Raw genomic sequence first — 21,857 nt, 5'->3', positions numbered from 1 at the left:
GCGCCGACGGCGTTCCGTCCAACACCCCTCTTCCGTCTCGGCGCTGCGCGCCGATCCACCTTCTCCCACAAGGGGAGAAGGGAAGACCGCGCCTAACCGCCTACTTGCACTTCGCGATCGAGGCCAGCGCCGCCGAGATGCCCTTCAGCGAGAAGACGTAGGTGGTGGTGTTGCCGCGGCCGGACTTGGCCGACACCTTCATGTCGGTGCCGGTCTTCATCGCGGCGATCAGCACCGGCTCCTCGGCGGCGTTCTCGACCCAGGCCGACTTGCCGCGCGTGAACATCGAAAAAGACTTCTTGTCGATGGTGACGGTGGCCTTGGAACCTTCCTTGAAGGTATAGCCGGCGATGAATTGCGGCTCGTAGGACACTTGCTGCCCCGGCCGCTGGCTGACGAAGAAGAACATGTCGCCGTGATCGAGCGTCGGCGGCTGCTTGTCGGTTGGCACCGTCAGGACATAGCAGACCTTGCCGCCGCCCGACGCCTGATAACTGTAGGTGCCCCAGGCATTATGCTGGCCGATCTTGGTTGCCGACTGCGCCAGCGCGGGCGCCGTCAAGGCCACCAGGGCCAGGCTGGAAACTATAGCAATCAATCCGCGCATCGCTTTTCCCGTATTCCACTGGTGCGGCGGCAGGCCGGCTCGGCGTCCTGCCCGTCGCTTCATTTTGATTTAATCTGGGTTACCAAACGGTGAATTTCTCCTTAGAAAAGGATGTTCACGCCAGGAAACCGCCGCCGTCTTCGCGCTGCCGCTGGAAAAAGCGGCTGGCGCAATGTCCCTGCCGCGACTTGGAGGCCACGAAAACGGCAAGAGTTTGACTTTTCAAGCAGCTAGGTCTTGCGGCGATTCTCGCTTTTTGAGGTGCGTGACGAATTTCCCTGCAGGCGGTACCATGTCTGCGTTCGCCGCCACGGCGCTCGGCCGGGGTGCCCTCCCCGGCGGCTCACGGGAGATTTGGCCATGGCCATTTCCGAGACAGTTCTGATCCTGGCGGGCGGCACATTCGTCCTGGCGATCGTGTTCGGCGTTCGTGTCGCCGTCCGCGTGGCGGCCGGTGGCGCGGTGCCCCGGTCGGATGGCGGGGAGGCGGCGGGCGGATCGGGCGCCCCCGACTTGGCCGGGGTCATTGCGTTGCCACCTTTGATCTTCCTCGGCTTCCTGGTGGCGGCAACCGTGCTCGAGGTGCTCGTGCCGCTCCCGGTTATGGCCGGGCAGGCGTTCGCCCGCTATCTGACCGGCGCCGTGCTCGCGGTGTGCGGCTTCGTGTTCATCTTTATGGCAGCGGGCCGCTTTCAGGCCGCTGGAACCAACATACCACCGACCTTGCCGACGACGGCGCTGGTCGTCGACGGTATCTATCGGCGCACTAGGAATCCGTTCTATCTGGGAACGACCCTCATCTATTTGGGCCTCGGCGTCGCGGCCGGAAGTCTTTGGGCTATTGCGCTCGTCGTCCCGCTGCTGTGGGTGATCAATACCGGCGTTATCGCGCCGGAAGAGCGCTATCTCGAGCGGAAGTTCGGAGATGCCTATCGCGCCTACAAGGCGCGGGTGCGGCGGTGGGTTTGACGGCCGGAAAATCGGTTCTCACGCGATTTTTTGCGCCGCACCGGCTCAGCTCTTGTCGGCGATGGCCTGCCTGGCGGCGAGCCGGTGCGCCGGCGTGATGTGGGCGCTGACGGCGGTAATCGCGGCGGTCAGCACGGCGATGTCGTCGGTGAAGCCTAGCCCAAGGATGAAATCGGGGATGACGTCCGTCGGCAGCACGAAATAGCCGAGCGCAGCAAGCAAGGTGCCCTTGGCGCGAAGCGGCGTCTTCTTGTCCATGGCACAGTAATAGGCGGCGACCACCTCTTCCATGAACGGGATCTGCCGGGCGGCCTTCTTCGCCGTACGCCAGAACTTTTCGCGCACTTCGCTCTCGTTGCCCGGCTTGCTGCCGAGGCCGAAGAAATCAAAACCGGATTTTTGCGCCATCAACCTCTCCTTGCGGCCGTCGCGTGGCTTCACGCGTGACCGCGAGGCAAAATGTGGTGAAAGCCGAACCTCGCTGCAAGGTGCAGACAGGCTCAGCCGCCGAAATAGCGGTTCATTTTCCTGGCCAGATCGAAATCCAGCGCGGTCAGGCCGCCGGCGTCGTGCGTGCTGAGCGTCACGTTTACCGTCTTATAGACGTTCGACCAGTCGGGATGGTGGTCCATCTTCTCCGCGGCCAGGGCGACGCGGGCCATGAAGGCAAAGGCTTCGGAGAAATTCTTGAAGGTGAAGGTGCGGGTGATCGAGCCGCCATCCTTGGCCAGCGACCAGCCGTCGAGGCCGGCAAGTTCGGCGCGGATCGCCTCTTTTGCTAGTTTCTCCCTGGCCATGTCCGTCTACCGCATGATCCGCGAAGCGTCGGCGGCGCCGACCAAACGGCTGGCGACGCGGTTGTCAGCACCTGAAAGCCGCCAGGCCTCCTCGACGACGTAAGGGCCGCCGCCGACCGAATCGCGCGACGACATCAGCACGAAGCGGCCGACCCGGAACGGCAGCGTCGAAAAATTGCCGCGCGCCGACAGATACTGGGCGACATCGAGTGGGCTCGAATTGCGCAGGCGGGCCAGCGTCACATGCGGCATGAACTTGCGCGGGTCGGCCGGGATGCCGAGCCGCTGGCAGATGCGCTCGATCTCGGCCTGCAATGCGGAAAGATCGGGCGAAGCGGCGACCCCGGCCCACACCGCATGCGGCTTCTTCTGGCCGAAGGCGCCGACGCCGGACAGCGTCAGCGGGAAGGACGGGCGGTGAACACGGTCAAGCGCATTGGCGATGTCGTCGGCGACATGGCCCTCGACATCGCCGATGAAGCGCAGCGTCAGATGATAGTTTTCGACGTCGATCCAGCGGGCTCCCGGCAGGCCGCCCCTGAGCAGGGACAGCGAAAGAGCGGCATCACGCGGTATCTCGAGGGCGGTAAAAAGACGCGGCATGGGAAGCCTCCTGTCCTCGAATCGAACTCTTGCCCCTAGCGAATCATCGATATCCAAACGGGGCAAGGGGTTTGTTGGTCGCAGGCCTGCCTAAAAGCTTCCCCTGCGGAAGGTGTTGCGACGGCGAACCCTCGCCTTCAGGAATTGCCCCGGACCGCTTCAATGGTCTTCTCCACACTGGGCAGGATACCCTCGACGATGCGGTCGACGCCTCGGGCGTTTGGATGAAGGCCGTCCTCGAGTTGCAGGACGGATTGACCGGCGATGCCCTCGAGAAAGAAAGGATAGAGCGGCACGCCATATTTTTCAGCCAGTCGCGGAAAGGTCGCGTCGAAGGCGTTCTGGTAGTCGGCGCCGAGATTGGGCGCCGCGCGCATTCCGGCAAGCAAAACGGCGATCTTGCGCTGCTTCAGCTTTGCCAGCATGGCGTCCAGGTTCTTTTCCGCTATGGCGGGCGAAACGCCGCGCAGCATGTCGTTGGCGCCGAGCTCCAGGATGACCAGTTGCGTGCCGTCCGGCACCGACCAGTCGAGCCGCGACAGACCGCCGCTCGTCGTATCGCCGGAGACGCCGGCGTTGGCGACCGTGACATCGTAGCCCTTGGCGCGCAGCGCCGCCTGCAGCTTCTCGGTGAAGCCCTGACCTGGCCCGAGGCCATAACCCGCCATCAGGCTGTCGCCGAAACCGACAATGGTGAATGGTTCAGCACGCGCCGACGAAATGGCGCCGCAAATGGCGAGGAAAAGGGCGAACGCTGCGGCAAAGGTATGTTTGAAAGCCATGCGGCAGGCCCCATATGACCAGGAACATCTGTTGGCGAAGGCAGGTTTTCGTCTTTGTCGAGCATCGGATGCACTAGCCTTCATCCCCCATATAGGACGATTTGATTTTGGAAGAAGCCGTCATTTCGCTGAAAGACGTATCGCTGACGCTCGGCGAAGGTGCATCCTCGGTCCATGTGCTGAAGGGCGTCAGCCTCGATGTTGCGGGCGGCGAAGCGACCGGCATCGTTGGACCTTCAGGTTCGGGAAAGTCGACATTGCTGATGGTTTTGGCCGGACTTGAAAGGGTCGATTCGGGTACGGTCCGAATTGCCGGCGAGCAGCTCAACGGCAAAAGCGAAGACGAGATCGCATCGTTTCGAGGACGAAACATCGGCATCGTGTTCCAGTCGTTCCATCTCATCCCCAATATGACGGCGCTGGAAAACGTTGCCGTCCCGCTGGAGCTTGCCGGCCATGTCGATCCATTCGGCGTGGCGGCACGCGAGCTGGCGGCGGTGGGCTTGAGCGATCGCGTCACCCATTACCCCGGCGAATTGTCTGGCGGCGAGCAGCAGCGCGTGGCGATCGCCCGGGCGCTGGCGCCGTCGCCGCGCATCCTGATCGCCGACGAGCCGACCGGCAATCTCGACCAGGCAACGGGGCGGCACGTCGCCGACCTGCTGTTTGCCAAGGCGGCCGAACGCGGCATGACGCTGGTGCTGGTCACGCATGACCCGGTACTCGCGGCGCGCTGCTCGCGCCAGGTGTCGATGCGGTCGGGGCGGATCGAAGACGCGCCTAAGCCGGCCACCAGGGCTGGCAGGGTGACCGCATGATGCCGCTGGCGCGCACGCTGAGGCTCGCCTTTCGGTTTTCGCTGCGAGAAATGCGTGGCGGGCTGTCCGGCTTCCTGATCTTCCTTGCCTGCATCGCGCTCGGCGTCGCTGCGATCGGCGGCGTCAATTCGGTGGCGCAAGCGATTTCCGCCGGTGTTGCCGACCAGGGCCAGACGCTGCTCGGCGGCGATCTCCGCTTCCAGCTCAACCAGCGCGATCCGACCAGATCGGAACGCAGCTTCCTCGACCAGCTTGGCACGGTTTCGCACAGTGCCAATATGCGCTCGATGGCGAGGCTCGAGGACGGCTCCGACCAGGCGCTGGTCGAGGCCAAGGCGGTCGACGGCGCCTATCCGCTCTACGGCGCGCTGGAGACCGAGCCGGTGCTGTCGCGAGAAGATCTGTTCGGCGAAAAATCCGGGGTCTTCGGCGCCGCCGCGCCGGACCTCTTGTTCGAGCGGCTGAACCTTGGCATCGGTGACCGGCTGAAGCTCGGCAGCGCGACGTTCGAGCTGCGTGCCAGGCTGGTCAACGAGCCGGATGCAGTGTCGGATGGCTTCGGTTTTGCGCCGCGGCTGATGGTGTCGACCGACGGGCTTGCCGCTTCCGGCCTGATCCAGCCGGGCAGCCTGGTCGAGAACGCCTATAAGGTCCGCCTGCCCGGCGGCACCGGCGAGGCACTGATCAAGGCGATCCAGGACCAGGCGGCAAAAGAGTTCCCGCAGGCCGGCTGGTCGATCCGCACCCGCAGCAACGCAGCACCGGCGCTGTCCTCGAATATCGAACGGTTTTCGCAATTCCTGACGCTGGTTGGGTTGACGGCGCTGGTGGTCGGCGGCGTCGGCGTGGCCAATGCGGTGCGTGCCTATCTCGACGGCAAGCGCGGCGTCATCGCCACCTTCAAGAGCCTGGGGGCTTCGGGCGGCTTCGTCTTTGCCGTCTATCTGGTGCAGATCCTGATGATCGCCGCCCTCGGCATCACGCTAGGCCTTGTGCTTGGCGCGCTGATGCCGTTCGCGGCCAGCGCGGCACTCCAATCGGTCATTCCAGTGCCGGCGGAAGGTGGGTTCTATCCCGGCGCCCTCGGCATGGCAGCGCTGTTCGGGCTGCTGGTGACGCTGGCTTTCGCCTTGCTGCCGCTCGGCCGCGCCCGCGACGTGCCGGCAACGGCGCTGTTTCGCGAAATGGGATTCGAGGGCCGCGGTTTTCCCCGCCCGCTCTATATCGCCGCGGCATTGGGCATCGCGCTGCTGCTCGCGGTACTGGCGATCCTGTTTTCCGGCGACCGCCGTATTGCCTCGATCTTCGTTGGCGCCACGATCTTTTCGTTCCTGGTGCTGCGTGTGGTCGGCTCGCTGGTGCAGTGGGCGGCGAAGAAAAGCCCGCGCGTGCGCTCGACCGCGCTCAGGCTCGCCATCGGCAACATCCATCGGCCTGGCGCCTTGACGCCGTCCGTGGTGCTGTCGTTGGGACTCGGGCTGACGCTGCTGGTGACGCTGGCGCTGATCGACGGCAATCTCAGGCGGCAGATCTCGGGCAGCCTGCCGGAAAGGGCACCGAACTTCTTCTTCGTCGATATCCAGAGCAGTGACGTCGATGCCTTCTCCGCGCTGGTCGGCAAAGAGGCACCGCAAGGCAGGCTGATCAAGGTGCCGATGCTGCGCGGCCGGGTGATGGCGCTCAACGGCGTCGATGTCGACAAGGTCAAGGTTCCGGCCGAAGGCGCCTGGGTACTGCGCGGCGATCGCGGCCTGACCTATGACGCAAAGCTGCCGGAGAATGCGACGCTGACCGAGGGCAGCTGGTGGCCGGAGAACTATGCCGGCGAGCCGCTGGTCTCGTTTTCCGCCGAGGAAGGCAAAGAGATCGGGCTGAAGCTCGGCGACACCATCACCGTCAACGTGCTCGGCCGCAACATCACGGCCAAGATCGCCAATTTCCGCCAGGTCGAATGGGAAACCATGGGCATCAATTTCGTCATGGTGTTCTCGCCCAACACGTTCGCCGGTGCGCCGCATGGCTGGTTGGCGACGCTGACCGAGACGAATGCGTCGGCAGCCGACGATGCGCATCTTCTCAACGCCGTCACGCGTGCCTTTCCCGCAGTGACGACGGTCAGGGTCAAGGACGCGCTCGAAATCATCAACCGGCTGGTGGCGCAACTCGGCACAGCAATCAGGGCAGCAGCGGGGGTGGCATTGATCGCCTCGGTGCTGGTGCTGGCCGGGGCGCTCGCCGCCGGCAACCGGGCTCGCATTCACGACGCGGTGGTGCTGAAGACCCTGGGTGCGACCAGAAAAACGCTGATCGCCGCGTTTTCGCTGGAATATATGCTGATCGGCCTTGCTACCGCGATCTTCGCGCTGGCGGCGGGCGCTGTGGCGGCATGGTTCGTCGTCGCGCGCATCATGACGCTGCCATCGCACTTCATGCCCGAGGTGGCGGTGGCGACCATCGGCTTTTCGCTGGTGGTCACGGTCGGCATCGGCCTTGCCGGCACGTGGCGGGTGCTGGGCCACAAGGCGGCGCCGGTGCTGCGGAATCTTTGAGCCAGAGCCGGTTTCGATTAAATCTCGGTAATGTTCCGGGCGGGAAGGCCAATAAAACCGTATCTCCGGCACTTCACGGAGCATTACGCTTGGTTACGGTCTTGTCCTTTACGCCAAGAACCATCATATTTCGGCGCAGGCATGCTGGAGCCCCGCCAGCGGCGCCTGGGTTCAAAAGGACCTGACACCGGACGGGGCAGAAGCAATATGAGGATTTCCATGGCTGATCCCGTTCGCAATTATCAGACGCGCGCCGTGCCCGGCGCCGGCGTCGATGCTGCCATCGACCAGGGCCTGCGGGCCTACATGATCAAGGTCTACAATCTGATGGGGCTTGGCCTCCTCATCACCGGTCTTGCCGCGGTCGGCACAATCATGCTGGCCACTACCAGCGATCCCGCCTCGGCGGTCGCGACGTTGCCAAGCGGCGAGATGCTGACCTCGTTCGGCTACGCGATCTTCGGCTCGCCACTGAAATGGCTGGTGATCTTCGCCCCGCTGGCAGCGGTGATGTTCCTGTCGTTCCGCGTCCAGTCGATGAGCGTTTCGGCCGCGCAGACGACATTCTGGGTCTACGCCGGCCTCGTCGGCCTGTCGCTGTCGTCGATCTTCCTGGTCTACACCACCGCCAGCATCTCGCAGACCTTCTTCGCCACCGCCGCCGCCTTTGGCGGGCTGTCGCTCTACGGCTACACGACCAAGCGCGATCTCTCGGCGTTCGGGTCGTTCCTGGTCATGGGCCTGGTCGGCCTGATCATCGCGATGGTAATCAACATCTTCCTGCAGTCATCGGCGCTTTCCTTCGCCGTTTCGGCGATCGGCGTGCTGATCTTCGCGGGCCTCACCGCCTACGACACGCAGAACATCAAGGAGATGTACTTCGAGGGCGACGAGACTGATGTCGCCGGCCGCAAGGCGATTATGGGCGCATTGAGGCTCTATCTCGACTTCATCAACCTGTTTATGTTTCTGCTGCAGTTCATGGGCGACCGTCGCTAAATACGGTTTTCCTGGACCAGCGAGTTCGAAAAGGGCGGCCCAATGGCCGCCCTTTTCTTTTGTACCGGCTTTTGCTGTGATATAGGGCAGATGAACGACGTGCCTAAATTATGAGCTGCATCACCTTGCGGGCCGCGACGTCGGCCGATCTCGACCGGATCACGGAAATCTATGCCGACGCGGTGACGAATGGCACGGCGAGCTATGAACTCGAACCGCCGAGCCGCGCCGAGATGGGCACGCGCTTCGACACTCTGATGGCGGGCGGCTTTCCCTATCTCGTTGCGGAAAAGGCCGGCGGCGTGCTCGGCTATGCCTATGCCGGGGCGTTCCGGCCGCGCCCGGCCTACCGCTTCGTCGTCGAGGATTCCGTCTATGTCGCGCCCGAGGCCAAAGGGCAAGGCGTCGGGCTGCTCTTGATGCAAGGGCTGATCGAAGCGGCCAAGGCGGCGGGTTTTCGCCAGATCATCGCGGTGATCGGCGACGGCCGGCCCGACAGCGCCTCGGTACGGTTGCACGAGAAGCTCGGCTTTCGTCATTCCGGCCGCCTGGAAGGCTCAGGCTATAAGCACGGACGCTGGCTGGACACGGTTTTCATGCAGCTGCCGATCAACGGCGGGGCGTCCATCCCGCCTGATCCGCAATCGCTGCCCGAGCGCAAGTTCCGCCTGCAAAAATAAAGGGTTACGCCTCGACCAGCTTCAGTGTTCGGTCGAACACGCCAAGCACCCGGCCGAGTTCCTGGCCGCGCTTGAGGATGCGCCCGCCGGCGGCGATGACGGCGAACGCGCCTTGCCGGCGCGCCAGCTTCGGATCCTTGACGATCTGGAAAAGCGGCACTTCGCTGGTGCGGCGGAAGACGGAAAAAACGGCGCGGTCGGCGAGATGGTCGATGGCATAGTCGCGCCACTCATTGGCGGCAACCATACGGCCGTAGAGCCTGAGGATCTGGTCCAGTTCGCGCCGGTCGAACCGCACCGGCTGGTCGAGGCGTTCGCGTCTTGCCTCATGCAGCGGGATCAATATTGCGGATGCGTCCCCATCCTCCGTCCCGCTGCTGCGATCAGTCATGCCTGGATCCTCGCAATGAATCGTACGCCGACCAAAGTTGGCGCTTTCGTTGCCGAATTGCAAGGCCCGGCCGGGCAACGGCAGCACCGCGCGGTTTCTCCAGCGTCCAGTCACGTTTGCGAAACGCCTGTTGAAATTGGTGATGCTTTGCCACAATCCTGCCTTTTTTTATCCGTGCTCATGCCCCAATGTCCGACGAATTTACCGGCGTTGCCTGAGACGGTTCGGTCCGGCACCGGCTCGTAAACCCCAAGCCCCCCGCCCACGGGTCTGCGTCGGATCGAACCAACCTCGGTTTTTCCTTGGAAAGATCGGGTGCGACGATCCCAAAACCTAAATGACCGGCGTCAGAAGCAAGCTGACGCCGGTTCTTTATTAGCCGTGGCGATGCGATCCATCCAGATAGGCTGTCGTCGGAGGCTTGAGCGCGGTTATCGCCGAAGGCGACGGATGAGGGGTGTTCCAGCTTGGCAATTTCCTTGAAATCGCCGCCGCCTCAATTCTTCCAGCACCCCTCAACCGTCTCGGCGCTGCGCGCCGATCCACCTTCTCCCACAAGGGGAGAAGGAGAGGTCCCCGCTTAAGGCTTGCGGATAAAGGCCGCGCCCAGGATCGGCCCGGGCATGCCGTCCTTGCCGACCGACTGCAGCAGCACGGCGCAGCCGCCCTTCTTGGCGATCTCGCTCATCGGCAGTTCGTAGCGCTGCGCCTTGCCGTGCCACATGCCGGCGGTCTGGATGCTGGAGACGGCGTTCCAGTAGGTCATGCTGCGGCCGCTGTTTTCGCCCTTGCCGATCTTTATCGTCTGCGGCGGATTGAAATAGACGATGACGACATGCGCGTCGGTTGGGCCGGTCACAGCGTCGCCGGCATCGATCATGACGCGATCGCTGGTCCGGCTGACCTTGATGCCGACGCGCATGCCTTCGCCGACCCTCTCCATGCGGGCCAGCGCGCCGTCGACTTCCTTGCGGCTGGCGCCGTTGACATGGCTGCGGCCGTTTATGACGGCTTGCGGGGTGTAGACGGAACGACTGCCGAAGGCGCGCATATACTCGTATTGCCGCTCGGTATTTTCCTTGCGGCTCAGCGTGTCCTGCCAGCCGAGGTAATCCCAATAATCGACATGATAGGCGAGCGCGACGATGTCCTCTTTGGCGGCGAGCTCGGCGAAGAATTCATCTGCCGGCGGACAGGAGTTGCATCCCTGGCTGGTGAAGAGCTCGACGACGCCTAATGGCTTGTCGGTTGGCTCGGCAAGGGCCCTGCCGGCAAACGCCGAGAGGGCCAGCGCAAGGGCCGCAAGCCGCAATGGTCTTCGAGATGGCATAGCCGTTCCGATCCCGCCGGTGACGCCGGCTTTGTTCTGGTTGTCGAAATATGTGGCAGAAGCGGCAGTCAACGGGAAGTCACGTTGCGGTGAAATTTTGCCGTTGCAACCGCTGGCAAGGGCGCAATAGGTGGACTTGCACTTTACGATGGAAGCGATTCGGGCGGCAATCAGCATGTGGCAATCTCTCCTGGCGCCGGTCGACCTCTATTGCGAACGGACGGGGCCGGAATTCTGGGCCGAACCGCTAAATGCGCTGAGCAATCTGGCTTTTTTTGCCGCCGGGCTATGGGGTGTCTGGCAGGTGCGCAAGCGCGGCACCGGCACCTTCGCCGAAGTGCTGGCCTGGTGGGTGGTGGCGATCGGCGTCGGCTCGTCGCTGTTCCACACCTTTGCCAACCGTGGCACGGTCTGGGCCGACGTGCTGCCGATCGCCGGGTTCACGCTGGCCTACACGCTGTTCAACCTGCGGCGTTTTCTCGGCATGAAATGGGGCAAGGCGATCGCCATTTTCGTCGCCTTCTATGCCGTCGCCGGGCTGGTGACCTTTGCCGTGCCCGACTGGCTGCGCCAGGCGTCGAACGGGACGACCGGCTATCTGCCGCCCTTCCTGGCGCTCGCCTTCTTCGGCGCCATGGTGGCGGCCAGCGGCAACCGTGCCGGCTGGTACAATCTGGCGGGCTCGGCGATCTTCGTCGTGTCGGTCATCTGCCGGATGATCGATCCGCTGGTCTGCGGCGGCTTTCCGCTCGGCACGCATTTCCTGTGGCACATATTCAACGGGCTGATGCTCGGCGTGCTGCTGGCGGCGACAGCGCGGTTTGGAAAGCCGGGAATTAGGGCAGTAGGGCAGTAGGGCAGTAGGGCAGTAGGGGAATAAGTCGCTTCTCCTTGCTTCACCCTACTGCCCTACTCCCTTATTGCCCTACTCCCTTAAGCGGCCAGATCGCGCAGCACGTATTGCAGGATGCCGCCATTCTTGAAGTAGTCGAGCTCGTCCAGCGTATCGATGCGGCAGATGATCGGAACCTCTTTGACGCTGCCGTCGCCGTAGGTGATCCTGGCGATCATCTTCTGCCGCGGCTTGATGTTGCCCAGTCCGTCGATCTCGACCAGTTCGTCGCCCTTGAGGTTGAGCGAGGCCCATGAGGTGCCTTCCTCGAAGACGAAGGGGATCACGCCCATGCCTACCAAATTGGAGCGGTGGATGCGCTCGAAGGACTGGGCGATGACCGCGCGGACGCCCAGCAAATTGGTGCCCTTGGCCGCCCAGTCGCGCGACGAGCCGTTGCCATATTCGACGCCGGCGAAGATGACCAGCGGCACGCCTTCCTTCTTGTACCGCATGGCGGCGTCGTAGATCGATTCCTCTTCTTTCGACGGGTAATGGATGGTGTAGCCGCCCTCGCGGCCGTTCTCGCCCAGCATATGGTTGCGGATGCGGATATTGGCGAAGGTGCCGCGCATCATTACCTCATGATTGCCGCGGCGTGTGCCGTACTGGTTGAAATCGGCGACGCCGACGCCGTGGTCGGTGAGATACTTGCCGGCCGGCGAGGCCGCCTTGATCGAACCGGCCGGCGAAATGTGGTCGGTGGTGATCTTGTCGCCGAACAGACCGAGCACACGCGCGCCCTTGATATCGCCGATCTTGCCGAAGCCCGACGTCATGCCGGCGAAATAGGGCGGGTTCTGCACATAGGTGGAATTGTCGTCCCAGGCATAGGTCTGGCCTTCCGGCGCCTTGACGTTCTGCCAGTACTCGTCGCCCTTGAAGACGTCGGCATACTTGCGGGCGAACAATTCGCGCGTGACGTTCTTCTCGATGAATTCCTGGATCTCGACCGAACTCGGCCAGATATCCTTGAGATAGACCGGATTGCCGTTGCGATCCTCGCCGAGCGGCTCGGTGGTCAGATCCTTGGTCACTGTCCCGGCCAGCGCGTGGGCGACGACCAGTGGCGGCGAGGCGAGATAGTTCGCTTGCACGTCGGGCGAGACGCGGCCTTCGAAATTGCGGTTGCCGGACAAGACTGCCGCAGCAATCAAGCCCTTATCGTTGATGGTCTTGGAGATCGGCGCCGGCAATGGGCCGGAATTGCCGATGCAGGTGGTGCAGCCGAAGCCGACCAGGTTGAAGCCGATCTGGTCGAGCTCCTTCTGCAGGCCGGATTTCTCGAGATATTCGGCGACGACCTGGCTGCCCGGCGCCAATGAGGTCTTGACCCACGGCTTCTGCTTGAGGCCGAGCCGGTTGGCATTGCGCGCCAACAGCCCGGCGCCGATCAGCACGCTCGGGTTCGAGGTGTTGGTGCAGGAGGTGATGGCGGCGATGACCACATCGCCATGGCCAAGATCGTAGCTCGTGCCCTCGACGGCATAGCGCTTGTCGATTTCGGCGGCCTTCCTGTATTCGGACTCCATGGCCTTGGCGAAGCCAGCCGGAATGTCTTCAAGTGCGACCCGGCCTTCCGGCCGCTTCGGGCCGGCCATCGACGGGACGACACTGCCGAGATCGAGCTCCAGCAGGTCGGTGAAGACCGGATCGGCCGAGCCGGCATCGCGCCACAAGCCTTGCGCCTTCGAATAAGCCTCGACCAGGGCGATGCGGCTTTCGTCGCGACCGGACATTGTCAGATAGCGGATGGTTTCGCTGTCGACCGGGAAGAAGCCGCAGGTGGCGCCATATTCCGGCGCCATGTTGCCGATGGTGGCGCGGTCGGCCAGCGTCATGTTGGACAGGCCCGGCCCGAAGAATTCGACGAACTTGCCGACGACGCCCTTCTTGCGCAGCATCTGGGTGACGGTGAGCACCAGGTCGGTGGCGGTGACGCCTTCCCTCAGCCTGCCGGTGAGCCGGAAGCCGATGACTTCAGGCAGCAGCATGGAGACCGGCTGGCCAAGCATCGCGGCCTCCGCCTCGATGCCGCCGACACCCCAGCCGAGCACGCCGAGGCCGTTGATCATCGTGGTATGTGAATCGGTGCCGACGCAGGTGTCGGGATAGGCGGTGGTCTCGCCGTCTTCGCTGTTGGTCCACACGACCTGACCGAGATATTCGAGATTGACCTGATGGCAGATGCCGGTGCCGGGCGGCACGACGCGGAAATTGCGGAACGCCTGCTGGCCCCATTTCAGGAACTTGTAGCGTTCCTCGTTGCGCTCATATTCAAGCTCGACATTGCGGGCGAAAGCCAGTGGCGTGCCGAATTCGTCGACGATGACCGAGTGGTCGATGACCAGATCGACCGGCACCAGCGGATTGATGCTTTGCGGATCGCCGCCGAGCGAGGCCATGGCGTCGCGCATAGCGGCAAGGTCGACCACGGCTGGAACGCCGGTGAAATCCTGCATCAGCACGCGAGCCGGGCGATAGGCGATCTCGACGCCGGCGGTGCCCCGGTCAGTCAGCCAGCCGGCGACCGCCTGGATGCTCTCCTTGGTAACGGAACGGCCGTCCTCGTTGCGCAGCAGATTCTCCAGCAGCACCTTCATCGAATAGGGCAATTGGGCAATACCGGTGAGGCCGTTCTTTTCGGCCTCGACAAGGTCATAGTAGATGTACTCGGTGCCGCTGGCGGTCAGCGTGCGGCGGCAATTGAAGCTGTCGAGTGATTTGGACACGTGCGATCCCTAACTGTCGGTTGCCGGAAGGGAACGGACGCCAGTGGGCATGCAAATCACGCGCAAAGGTGCGGGTACGGCCATTTCCGCTATCCGTTCCCAAGCGTCCGGGCCGTTCAAGGCGGCACGCGCGCTGGTTCGGCGCAAATTCGGTTCCCGTGCCGACCGCTGGCACGGATGATGCGGATATAGAGAATTTTCTGGAATAGTTCTAGACACGGAATCGCCATTTTTGGTGCGGCGCACCGAAGCCGCGCCTGAACTTTCGGCGAAGGGGGACGGATGCGGCTGATCGCCGAAAATCTGGGCGGCGAACGCGGCGGCGAGACGGTATTTTCCGGCATCGAATTCGCGCTGGGGGATGGCCAGGCGCTGGTCGTCACCGGGCCGAACGGCGCCGGCAAATCGACGCTGCTCAGGATCGTCGCCGGACTATTGCCAGTGGCGGCAGGCCGTGTGCGGTTCGAAGGTGGTGGCGAGGACTTTCCGTCGGCCGCCTCGGCCTGTCACTATCTCGGCCACCTCAACGCGATGAAGACGGCGCTGAGCGTTACGGAAAACCTGTGCTTCTGGCGCGATTTTTCGGGCGCCGGTTCCGCGGCTGTTGAAGAGGCGCTGGAAACCGTCGGGCTGGGCGGCATCGGCCATCTGCCGTTCGGCTATCTCTCGACCGGGCAACGCCGCCGCGCGGCGATTGCAAAACTGCTGGTAAGCCACCGGCCATTGTGGCTGCTCGATGAGCCGACGGCAGGACTGGACAAGGCTTCCGAGGAGAGATTCGGCGAATTGATGGGGAAGCACCTCGAGAGGGGCGGGATCGTGGTTGCGGCGACGCATTTGCCGCTGGGGATCGAGGGGGCACAAGGGCTGGTGATGGGCGAGGCCGTTTGATGTTGGTGCTCTACGGCGCCCCCCTCTGTCCTGCCGGACATCTCCCCCACGAGGGGGGAGATTGGCAGCTTCGTCGCTGCGCTCAACTCTCAACGATCGAGATTGGCGAAGGCAGTCGTGACAGCCAATCTCCGCCCTTGAGGGGGAGATGTCCGGCAGGACAGAGGGGGGTGCCCAGGCGAAAGCATCTCACATCATGCTAGCCCTCTTCCTGCGCGACATCCGCCTGAGTATCCGCGCCGGCGGCGGGGCGCTTACCGGCGTGATTTTCTTTCTCGCCGTTATCGCGACCATCCCCTTCGGCGTCGGTCCCGAGCTGAAGCTGCTGGCCCGCATCGGCCCGGCGATCCTGTGGATCGCCGCATTGCTGGCCTGCCTGCTCGGCCTCGACCGGCTGTTCCAGGCCGACCGCGAGGACGGCTCGCTCGATCTTCTGGTGCTTGGCAACGACCGGCACATGCTGGCCTTGACCGTTCTGACGAAATGCCTGGCGCATTGGGCGGGAAGCGTGCTGCCGCTGGTCATCGCCGCTCCCTTGCTCGGCCTGTTCATGAACATGGAGCCCATCGGCATCGGTGCGACGGCGCTGACGCTTCTGGTCGGTACGCCGGCGATCACCTTCATCGGTGCCGCCGGTGCCGCGGTGGCGGTGGCGCTGCCGCGCGGGGGCCTGCTGATCTCGGTGCTGGTGCTGCCGCTAACCATTCCCGTGCTGATCTTCGGCGTATCAGCAAGCTATGGCGCGGTGGCGAACCCCGATCCTTTTCTGCAGCCCTTCCTCATTCTCGCCGCGCTGACCCTGTTCCTTGCCGTGCTCGGGCCGGTGGCGGCGGCGCTGGCGCTTCGGCACGGAACGGATTGATGTGGCCGCTGCGCATAGAGAACCCGATCTTTCTCCAGACAATCTACGGCAACTATCCGGACCTGTCTTCCGTCCAGGTAACCAAGGCCGAAATCAATCGTGAAGGGCCTAGCATGTACCTTTCCTTCATCTCGACCGTCCTCCCCTACCGGCCCCCCGCCAAATGGGCGGCGTTCAATGCCGTGTCTTTCGGGCTTGAGTTCATCGCGGTCGAATCGATTAGCCTTCGCAAGTTCCGGAGCCATGGCTGGAGTGCAATCAGGATGTGGGATGACGCCGGTAGAATCCTGCTTACCTGCGAAGGGGCTGTCAGGCTGTCTCTGACGTGCCAATACATGCGTATCAAAAACATATCAGGTGTTTTGCGTTCGCAGTGACCTTCGGCTTGCGATAACCGCAAATCTGCCGCAGACCCGTTCATTGCGACAAACAGCCGGTGAGGCTATGAATTCCGCCGTGAGAAGCCTTGGATCGGGAAAATGAGCGTTCACGCCCTTTATGTCACCGCCGCCTATGCGATCACGGCCGTGGTGCTGGGTGGGCTGATCGGCTGGATTCTGCTCGACCAGCGCGGCCGCAAGCGAGAGCTTGCCGAGCTGGAGGCATCCGGCGTGCGCCGGCGCTCCGATAAGGCAGTAAAATCATGAGCACGGAAACCCAAACACCGGCGCGCCGCCGCCTGATCGTGCTGCTGCCGCTGGTGGTCTTTCTCGGGCTGGCGGGATTGTTCCTGGCGCAGCTTTTGTCCGGGCGCGACGTGTCGGAAGTGCCGTCAGCGCTGATCGGCCTGCCGGCGCCGCAGACCAACCTGCCGGCGCTCGAAGGCACCAATTTGCCGGGCCTCGATTCAAAACAGTTCGCCGGCAAGGTGACGCTGGTCAACGTCTTCGCGTCCTGGTGCGCGCCGTGCCGCGAAGAGCATCCGGTGCTGCTGGCGCTGTCGCAGGACAGACGCTTCGTCATGGCGGCGCTGAACTACAAGGACCAGCCGGAAAACGCCCGTCGGTTCCTTGGCGATCTCGGCAATCCATTCCAGGCGATCGGCGTCGACCAAGCCGGACGCACGGCGATCGACTGGGGTGTCTACGGCGTGCCGGAAACCTTCGTCATCGGCAAGGATGGCAAGATCGCCTATAAGCATGTAGGGCCGCTGACGCCGGACTCGGCGCGGACGCTGCTGTTACCCGAAATCGAGAAGGCGCTCGCGGCTCCGGGCTGAGACACCTGAAACGCGATGGACGAACGAGACATCCGCGATCATTTTCTGGCACAGGCGAAAGCCTGCGATGGACTTGGCTCGCCTTTCACCGCGAATTTATGCCGTGCGCTCGCTAAGGTTCTCGACGCAAACACCAGGACCGGGCAGGCGGTGCTCGGTTGGCCGGGCGACGCGCGCGCCGACGCCCTCGCATTGCGGCTTTGCGGCGCGCTGCATGGGTTGGTCCTGACGGGTGCCAATGAGCGATTGGCACTGATCTATCCGCCCAACCAGACAAGCGAATCCGAGATCGCGGCGGTGCTGCCGGAGGCAATTGCGCGATCCGACGAGCGGATCGTCGCCGGCCTCGCCGGTGCGCCGCAGACCAATGAAATCGCCCGGTCGGCGATGCTGCTGCCTGGATTTCTGACAGTCGCGCGGGAAACCGGCCTGCCGCTGGACTTGTGCGAGATTGGCGCCAGCGCTGGGCTCAATCTCCTGTTCGACAGCTTTCACTACCGCTACGGCGATGCCGAGTGGGGCGACCGGACCTCCACCGTTCGGTTGGCGCCGGAGGTGCGCGGACTCGCTGTTCCGCTTGGTGGAGCGATCGACGTCCGCCACCGCGCCGGCTGTGACATCGCGCCGGTAGATGTCGCCGACGCAGCCACACGGTTACGGCTTCGGTCTTACGTCTGGGCCGATCAGGCTACGCGGCTGGCCCGGCTCGACGCTGCGCTGTCACTTGCCGAAAAGTTTCGACCGCCACTTGTCAAAGCGGACGCGGCGGATTTTGTCGGGAAGGCGCTGGCCGCGCGGCAGGAGGGTGGCGCTTTTGTGCTCTATCATTCGATCATGTGGCAATACCTGCCGCGGGCGACCAAGGACGCGATCATCGTCGCCCTGGAGCAGGCGGGCAGACAGGCCACGGCCGCTGCGCCTATCGCAAGGCTGAGGATGGAGCCGCGCGATCCCACAAACAATTGGGCGGTACTCAGCCTGACTTTATGGCCGGGCGGCGAGACGCACCGCCTGGCCCATTGCGATTACCACGGCCGCTGGATCGAATGGGTGGGCTAAGCCCGATCCCATTCACTCAGCCGTAGATCTGCTTGTGGACCTGGTAGAGCATTTCTGAGCGGTCGGCGCGCATGTCGGCGAGGTCGCGGCTGCTGAAGCTGTCGATTTCGGCGACGAGGCGGTTGTAATGCCGGCGCTTGGCGATGCTGGCGCGAGCGCGGCTCATGAGGCTGTCGATGATCATAGCGAGTTTCCTTTTGCGCCGCATTTCGCGGCCAGTTGTTCCTCCCTTGATCGATACGGAGCATGACATAGTTATGGTGCATTGCAAAAATAAGATGTTGCAATGCACCATTGCGCTGGGCGCATAGCCGGTTAACGGGATGTGACCTGCCGTCCGGGCCAGCATTCGCATTCCATAATGCTCTGACGCATCATCGATCTTGCCATATCGATCGCAGGCTGGCTTGATCGCGCCCTTGCCAAGCGACTGCTACCGGGAGGAACCATGGCCAGCGAATTCTACGAAGTTCTCGATCCGCGCTTTTCGCGGCTTTTCAACGGCAATGCACAGGTGGACAGGCTGTTTACCGGCTGCCGATGGGCGGAAGGACCGGCCTGGTTTGCAGCCGGGCGCTATGTGGTTTGGTCCGACATCCCGAACAATCGCATGCTGCGTTACGACGAGACCGACGGCAGCGTCAGCGTGTTCCGTCAGCCGTCCGGCAATTCCAACGGCAACACCGTCGACCGGCAAGGCCGGCTGGTTACTTGCGAGCATTCCGGCCGCCGCGTCAGCCGCACCGAGCATGACGGCTCGGTCATCACCATCACCGACAAATGGCGCGGCAAGCGGCTGAACTCGCCCAATGACGCGGTGGTCAAGTCCGATGGCTCGATCTGGTTCACCGATCCGAGCTACGGCATCGATACCGATTACGAGGGCGACAAGGCCGAAAGCGAAATCGGCGCCTGCCATGTCTACCGGGTCGATCCCGGCACCGGCGAGACCGAGGCGGTGATCACCGACATGGTCAGGCCCAACGGGCTCGCCTTCTCGCTCGACGAGCGCCAACTCTATGTCGCGGATACCGGCCGCACGCATGGTGCGCAAAATCCGGCACACATCCGGGTGTTCAATGTCGGCCAGGGCGGCAAGACGGTCTCAGGCGAAAAGGTCTTTGCCGACTGCACCGCCGGCCTGTTCGACGGTTTCAGGCTGGATGCGGACGGCCGCATCTGGACCAGTGCCGCCGACGGGGTCCATTGCTACGATCCAGACGGGACGCTGATCGGCAAGGTCAAGGTACCGGAAGTCGTTGCTAATTGCGTGTTCGGCGGCAACAAGCTGAACTGCCTCTACATCGCCGGCACGACCTCGCTCTACATGGTCCGGCTCATGGTCAACGGCGCCAAAACCTACTGAGCGGCCGCCAAGCATATGCAAGGGAGGGAACCATGCCATTCGTGAATATCCGCCTGGTCAAGGAGGTGATTGCCGACGACCCGGCCGGCAAAAAGGCCGCGATCGCCGCCCAGGTGACGGCGGCCATCACCGGCGTCACCGGCCTGACCAACAACGATGTCTGGGTGGTTTTCGAGGAGGTCGCTGCACGCGACTGGTTCGTCGGCGGGACCGACGTCGAGACGCGGAGGAGCAAGGGATAGTTCCCGGCACAGATTGGCCGCAGCTCCTAGCGTCGTCATCCCGGGGGCGGAGCAGGAGCGAAACTCCGTCGCGGAGACCCTGGGATGGCGAAAGCACGGTCCGGCGTTCACCGCGAGCGGATGAACTCCGCGAAGGCGGATAGGGCATCGCGCATCGTCAGCCGGTTTTCCGGCTGCGACAAGATATCCTCCACCTCCGGCGGCTTCTTGCCGAGCAGCGCTATTTCGAGCGCTGCTTCCTCATGGAGCGCAAAAGACATTGTCCGCATGATCTCGACCAGTGCGGCGCGGGCAAACAGCGAGCGCGGCGAGGCATGCACCAGCATGGCTGGCTTGCCAACGGCGGCATCGCGCGACACCAGCCAGTCAAGCGCGTTCTTCAGGCCGCCTGGCACACCGTGGGCATATTCCGGGCAGGAGACGATGACGCCGTCAGCGGCGGTGACCGCATCGATCAGCACTGCTGCTTGCGGCGGCGTCCGCTCGCCTTCGTCGTCGGGGTTGAAGATCGGCAGCCGGCCAAGTCCATCGTAGACGAAGACGTGACAGTCCGGCGGCGCGTTTTGCGCGAGTGCCGCGACCAGGGCCGAATTGGTCGAGGCGGCGCGCAGGCTGCCGGAGATGGCGAGGATGTTCAGCAAAGGAATGGAGACCGGCTTGGGCGATTCGTTGCCGGGCACGCTACCACATGGTCTCCCTGTATTCCTCATCCAGCCAGCGGTCGGTCGCCTCGGCCGAATCGGCGAGCGCCAGCTGGTCGCGCAGGATCTGGCCGAGCGTCGGCAGCGTCGCGCGGTCGTACCAGCTCTCCGGCTTCCACAGTTCGGAGCGCATGAAGGCCTTGGCGCAATGCATATAGGCGGCCTTGACCGTCACCACGACGACGCTTTGCGGCGCCTTGCCGTCGACCGCCAGCCGCTCGCGTAACGCCGCATCGACGGTGATGCGGGCATCGCCGTTGACACGCAGCGTCTCGTTCATGCCGGGAATGAGGAAGAGCAGCCCGACCGAGCGATTGAGAAGGATGTTCTCCAGCGTGTCGAGCCGGTTGTTGCCCGGCCGGTCGGGGATGGCGATGGTCTTCTCGTCGAGCACTGCCACAAAACCCGGCCTGTCGCCCTTGGGCGTCACATCGGCATTGCCGGCGCCGTCGGACGAGCCGATCAGCACGAACGGGCTCTTGCCGATGAATGAACGGCAGTGGCCGTCCAATGTCTTCAATTCCTTGCGGATCGAGCCGTCGGTCAGCCGAGGCGTCTTGTAGATCGTCCTCAACTCGTCGCGAGTGGTGATGAATTCCATGCCCTCTCCCCTTATTCTGATGCAATTCCCTAGGGAAAACGCTACGCGCTTTCCCGGGAAAACCGCTACACACTTTCCTGGAATTGCTCTATTTGCCGGCCTTCTCTTCCTTGCCGGCCTTGTCCTCGAGCGAATGGCGCAGGATCAACGGCATTTGGCTTAACGTGAAGACAAGGGTAATGGGAATCGTGCCCCAGACCTTGAAATAAAGCCAGGCTTCCTCAGAAAAGTTGCGCCACACGATCTCGTTCAGCGCAGCCAGAAAAAGGAAGAAGAGTCCCCATCGGAAAGTGAGCTTGCGCCAGCCTTCGGCGTCGAGATTGAAGGCGGAATCAAAGACATAGCCCAACAGCGATCTGCCAAACGCCAACCCGCCAAGCAACGTGATGCCGAACAGGCTGTTGATGATTGTCGGCTTCATGAAAGCGAAGGTCTTGTCCTGCAGCCACAGCGCCAGCGCGCCAAACACAAACACCACGATGGCCGAGACCAACGGCATGATCGGCCAGCTTCGCGTCAAAATCCACGAAACGCTGAGCGATAGCGCCGTCGCCACCATAAAGAACGCTGTGGCAATCAGGATAGGCTCGCCGATATGGCCGAGGATCGGAAACTTCCCGACAAGCCACGCGCCGCGGATGGTGGTGAAAAAGAACACCAGGCCAGGCCCGAGTTCGAGCAGGAATTTCAGGCCGGGGTTCAACGCCCTGCGTCGCGGATCGGACGGGTCGCCTTCGAGGATGGGTGGGTTCATAGCGTCCTTCTTA

26 protein-coding genes are annotated in these 21,857 nt (G+C 63.2%); 14 read left to right on the top strand and 12 right to left on the bottom strand.

The window, feature by feature from the left end:
* Window positions 1–100: 100 nt before the first annotated feature.
* Window positions 101–607 (bottom strand): invasion associated locus B family protein, encoded by a 507-nt coding sequence (locus NKI72_RS16345; RefSeq protein WP_352832338.1) that lies wholly within the window; start codon window positions 605–607, stop codon window positions 101–103.
* A 360-nt stretch (window positions 608–967) separates the two neighbouring features.
* On the opposite strand from NKI72_RS16345, the gene NKI72_RS16340 reads away from it, so the two are divergent.
* Window positions 968–1,576 carry a methyltransferase family protein gene (locus NKI72_RS16340; RefSeq protein ID WP_352832341.1) on the top strand — a complete coding sequence of 203 codons (609 nt, stop codon included), beginning with the start codon at window positions 968–970 and terminating at the stop codon, window positions 1,574–1,576.
* Window positions 1,577–1,621: 45 nt separating this feature from the next.
* Here NKI72_RS16340 and NKI72_RS16335 read toward each other — a convergent pair whose 3' ends face one another.
* The 4 genes from NKI72_RS16335 to NKI72_RS16320 all read right to left on the bottom strand — a co-directional run bounded on the left by NKI72_RS16335 (window position 1,622) and on the right by NKI72_RS16320 (window position 3,758).
* A complete protein-coding gene (locus NKI72_RS16335) occupies window positions 1,622–1,984 on the bottom strand; it encodes a YkvA family protein (RefSeq protein ID WP_031212728.1) in 363 nt (120 codons plus the stop codon).
* 92 nt (window positions 1,985–2,076) lie between these two features.
* On the bottom strand, window positions 2,077–2,373 hold the full coding sequence (locus NKI72_RS16330; RefSeq protein WP_352470832.1) for a 4a-hydroxytetrahydrobiopterin dehydratase: 297 nt from the start codon (window positions 2,371–2,373) through the stop codon (window positions 2,077–2,079).
* A 6-nt stretch (window positions 2,374–2,379) separates the two neighbouring features.
* Window positions 2,380–2,976 (bottom strand): RNA 2',3'-cyclic phosphodiesterase, encoded by a 597-nt coding sequence (gene thpR, locus NKI72_RS16325; RefSeq protein ID WP_352832344.1) that lies wholly within the window; start codon window positions 2,974–2,976, stop codon window positions 2,380–2,382.
* A 137-nt stretch (window positions 2,977–3,113) separates the two neighbouring features.
* Entirely contained in the window at window positions 3,114–3,758 is a 645-nt protein-coding gene (locus NKI72_RS16320; RefSeq protein WP_352450197.1) for an arylesterase, read from the bottom strand.
* Window positions 3,759–3,865: 107 nt separating this feature from the next.
* Between NKI72_RS16320 and NKI72_RS16315 the strand changes: the two genes are divergently transcribed.
* The 4 genes from NKI72_RS16315 (at window position 3,866) to NKI72_RS16300 (ending at window position 8,804) form a co-directional block, all read left to right on the top strand.
* On the top strand, window positions 3,866–4,576 hold the full coding sequence (locus tag NKI72_RS16315; RefSeq protein ID WP_352832346.1) for an ABC transporter ATP-binding protein: 711 nt from the start codon (window positions 3,866–3,868) through the stop codon (window positions 4,574–4,576).
* Complete coding sequence (locus tag NKI72_RS16310) at window positions 4,576–7,125, top strand: ABC transporter permease (protein ID WP_352832428.1); 2,550 nt, start codon at window positions 4,576–4,578, stop codon at window positions 7,123–7,125. The genes NKI72_RS16315 and NKI72_RS16310 overlap by 1 nt, the downstream gene beginning before the upstream one ends.
* Before the next feature lie 219 nt (window positions 7,126–7,344).
* A complete protein-coding gene (locus NKI72_RS16305) occupies window positions 7,345–8,124 on the top strand; it encodes a Bax inhibitor-1/YccA family protein (protein WP_254817871.1) in 780 nt (259 codons plus the stop codon).
* A gap of 110 nt (window positions 8,125–8,234) precedes the next feature.
* The gene (locus NKI72_RS16300) at window positions 8,235–8,804 is read left to right on the top strand and encodes a GNAT family N-acetyltransferase (protein ID WP_352832349.1); all 570 of its coding nucleotides are present in this window, start codon (window positions 8,235–8,237) and stop codon (window positions 8,802–8,804) included.
* 4 nt (window positions 8,805–8,808) lie between these two features.
* On the opposite strand, the gene NKI72_RS16295 is transcribed toward NKI72_RS16300, so the two are convergent.
* Together NKI72_RS16295 and NKI72_RS16290 are read right to left on the bottom strand one after the other, a co-directional pair.
* Entirely contained in the window at window positions 8,809–9,195 is a 387-nt protein-coding gene (locus NKI72_RS16295; RefSeq protein WP_031212724.1) for a DUF2794 domain-containing protein, read from the bottom strand.
* A 580-nt stretch (window positions 9,196–9,775) separates the two neighbouring features.
* A complete protein-coding gene (locus NKI72_RS16290) occupies window positions 9,776–10,525 on the bottom strand; it encodes a DUF1223 domain-containing protein (RefSeq protein WP_352470828.1) in 750 nt (249 codons plus the stop codon).
* Window positions 10,526–10,700: 175 nt separating this feature from the next.
* On the opposite strand from NKI72_RS16290, the gene NKI72_RS16285 reads away from it, so the two are divergent.
* Complete coding sequence (locus NKI72_RS16285) at window positions 10,701–11,381, top strand: ceramidase domain-containing protein (RefSeq protein WP_352470827.1); 681 nt, start codon at window positions 10,701–10,703, stop codon at window positions 11,379–11,381.
* A 77-nt stretch (window positions 11,382–11,458) separates the two neighbouring features.
* On the opposite strand, the gene acnA is transcribed toward NKI72_RS16285, so the two are convergent.
* A complete protein-coding gene (gene acnA / locus NKI72_RS16280) occupies window positions 11,459–14,149 on the bottom strand; it encodes an aconitate hydratase AcnA (protein ID WP_352832352.1) in 2,691 nt (896 codons plus the stop codon).
* Between the two features lie 282 nt (window positions 14,150–14,431).
* Between acnA and ccmA the strand changes: the two genes are divergently transcribed.
* The 6 genes from ccmA (at window position 14,432) to NKI72_RS16250 (ending at window position 18,180) form a co-directional block, all read left to right on the top strand.
* Window positions 14,432–15,040: a heme ABC exporter ATP-binding protein CcmA gene (gene ccmA / locus NKI72_RS16275; protein ID WP_352832355.1), complete on the top strand. Its 609-nt coding sequence runs from the start codon at window positions 14,432–14,434 to the stop codon at window positions 15,038–15,040.
* A 196-nt stretch (window positions 15,041–15,236) separates the two neighbouring features.
* Window positions 15,237–15,902 carry a heme exporter protein CcmB gene (ccmB, locus tag NKI72_RS16270; protein ID WP_352470824.1) on the top strand — a complete coding sequence of 222 codons (666 nt, stop codon included), beginning with the start codon at window positions 15,237–15,239 and terminating at the stop codon, window positions 15,900–15,902.
* Entirely contained in the window at window positions 15,902–16,279 is a 378-nt protein-coding gene (locus NKI72_RS16265) for an Imm50 family immunity protein (protein WP_352832358.1), read from the top strand. Before ccmB ends, NKI72_RS16265 begins: the two co-directional genes overlap by 1 nt.
* A 102-nt stretch (window positions 16,280–16,381) precedes the next feature.
* Complete coding sequence (ccmD, locus tag NKI72_RS16260; protein WP_352456348.1) at window positions 16,382–16,549, top strand: heme exporter protein CcmD; 168 nt, start codon at window positions 16,382–16,384, stop codon at window positions 16,547–16,549.
* Window positions 16,546–17,121 (top strand): DsbE family thiol:disulfide interchange protein, encoded by a 576-nt coding sequence (locus tag NKI72_RS16255; protein WP_352491647.1) that lies wholly within the window; start codon window positions 16,546–16,548, stop codon window positions 17,119–17,121. The genes ccmD and NKI72_RS16255 overlap by 4 nt, the downstream gene beginning before the upstream one ends.
* Window positions 17,122–17,136: 15 nt before the next feature.
* Entirely contained in the window at window positions 17,137–18,180 is a 1,044-nt protein-coding gene (locus NKI72_RS16250; protein ID WP_352491646.1) for a DUF2332 domain-containing protein, read from the top strand.
* 16 nt (window positions 18,181–18,196) lie between these two features.
* Here the strand turns inward: NKI72_RS16250 and NKI72_RS16245 are convergent, their stop codons facing one another.
* Window positions 18,197–18,364, bottom strand: coding sequence for a hypothetical protein (locus NKI72_RS16245; RefSeq protein ID WP_023721879.1), 168 nt, complete (start codon window positions 18,362–18,364; stop codon window positions 18,197–18,199).
* A 264-nt stretch (window positions 18,365–18,628) separates the two neighbouring features.
* On the opposite strand from NKI72_RS16245, the gene NKI72_RS16240 reads away from it, so the two are divergent.
* Both NKI72_RS16240 and NKI72_RS16235 read left to right on the top strand, forming a co-directional pair.
* Window positions 18,629–19,546, top strand: coding sequence for an SMP-30/gluconolactonase/LRE family protein (locus tag NKI72_RS16240; protein WP_352767356.1), 918 nt, complete (start codon window positions 18,629–18,631; stop codon window positions 19,544–19,546).
* 32 nt (window positions 19,547–19,578) lie between these two features.
* The gene (locus tag NKI72_RS16235; RefSeq protein WP_352540817.1) at window positions 19,579–19,788 is read left to right on the top strand and encodes a tautomerase family protein; all 210 of its coding nucleotides are present in this window, start codon (window positions 19,579–19,581) and stop codon (window positions 19,786–19,788) included.
* Between the two features lie 107 nt (window positions 19,789–19,895).
* Here NKI72_RS16235 and NKI72_RS16230 read toward each other — a convergent pair whose 3' ends face one another.
* The 3 genes from NKI72_RS16230 to NKI72_RS16220 form a co-directional block, all read right to left on the bottom strand.
* Complete coding sequence (locus tag NKI72_RS16230) at window positions 19,896–20,429, bottom strand: NADPH-dependent FMN reductase (protein WP_352767671.1); 534 nt, start codon at window positions 20,427–20,429, stop codon at window positions 19,896–19,898.
* Between the two features lie 40 nt (window positions 20,430–20,469).
* Window positions 20,470–21,090: a pyridoxamine 5'-phosphate oxidase family protein gene (locus NKI72_RS16225; protein ID WP_352685342.1), complete on the bottom strand. Its 621-nt coding sequence runs from the start codon at window positions 21,088–21,090 to the stop codon at window positions 20,470–20,472.
* An 88-nt stretch (window positions 21,091–21,178) separates the two neighbouring features.
* Complete coding sequence (locus NKI72_RS16220; protein WP_352493215.1) at window positions 21,179–21,844, bottom strand: septation protein A; 666 nt, start codon at window positions 21,842–21,844, stop codon at window positions 21,179–21,181.
* Window positions 21,845–21,857 lie beyond the last annotated feature (13 nt).

Origin of the sequence: Mesorhizobium sp. M0437 (assembly GCF_040321335.1) — a bacterium.
Lineage (GTDB): Bacteria > Pseudomonadota > Alphaproteobacteria > Rhizobiales > Rhizobiaceae > Mesorhizobium.
This window is presented reverse-complemented; position numbering and strand designations above follow the sequence as displayed.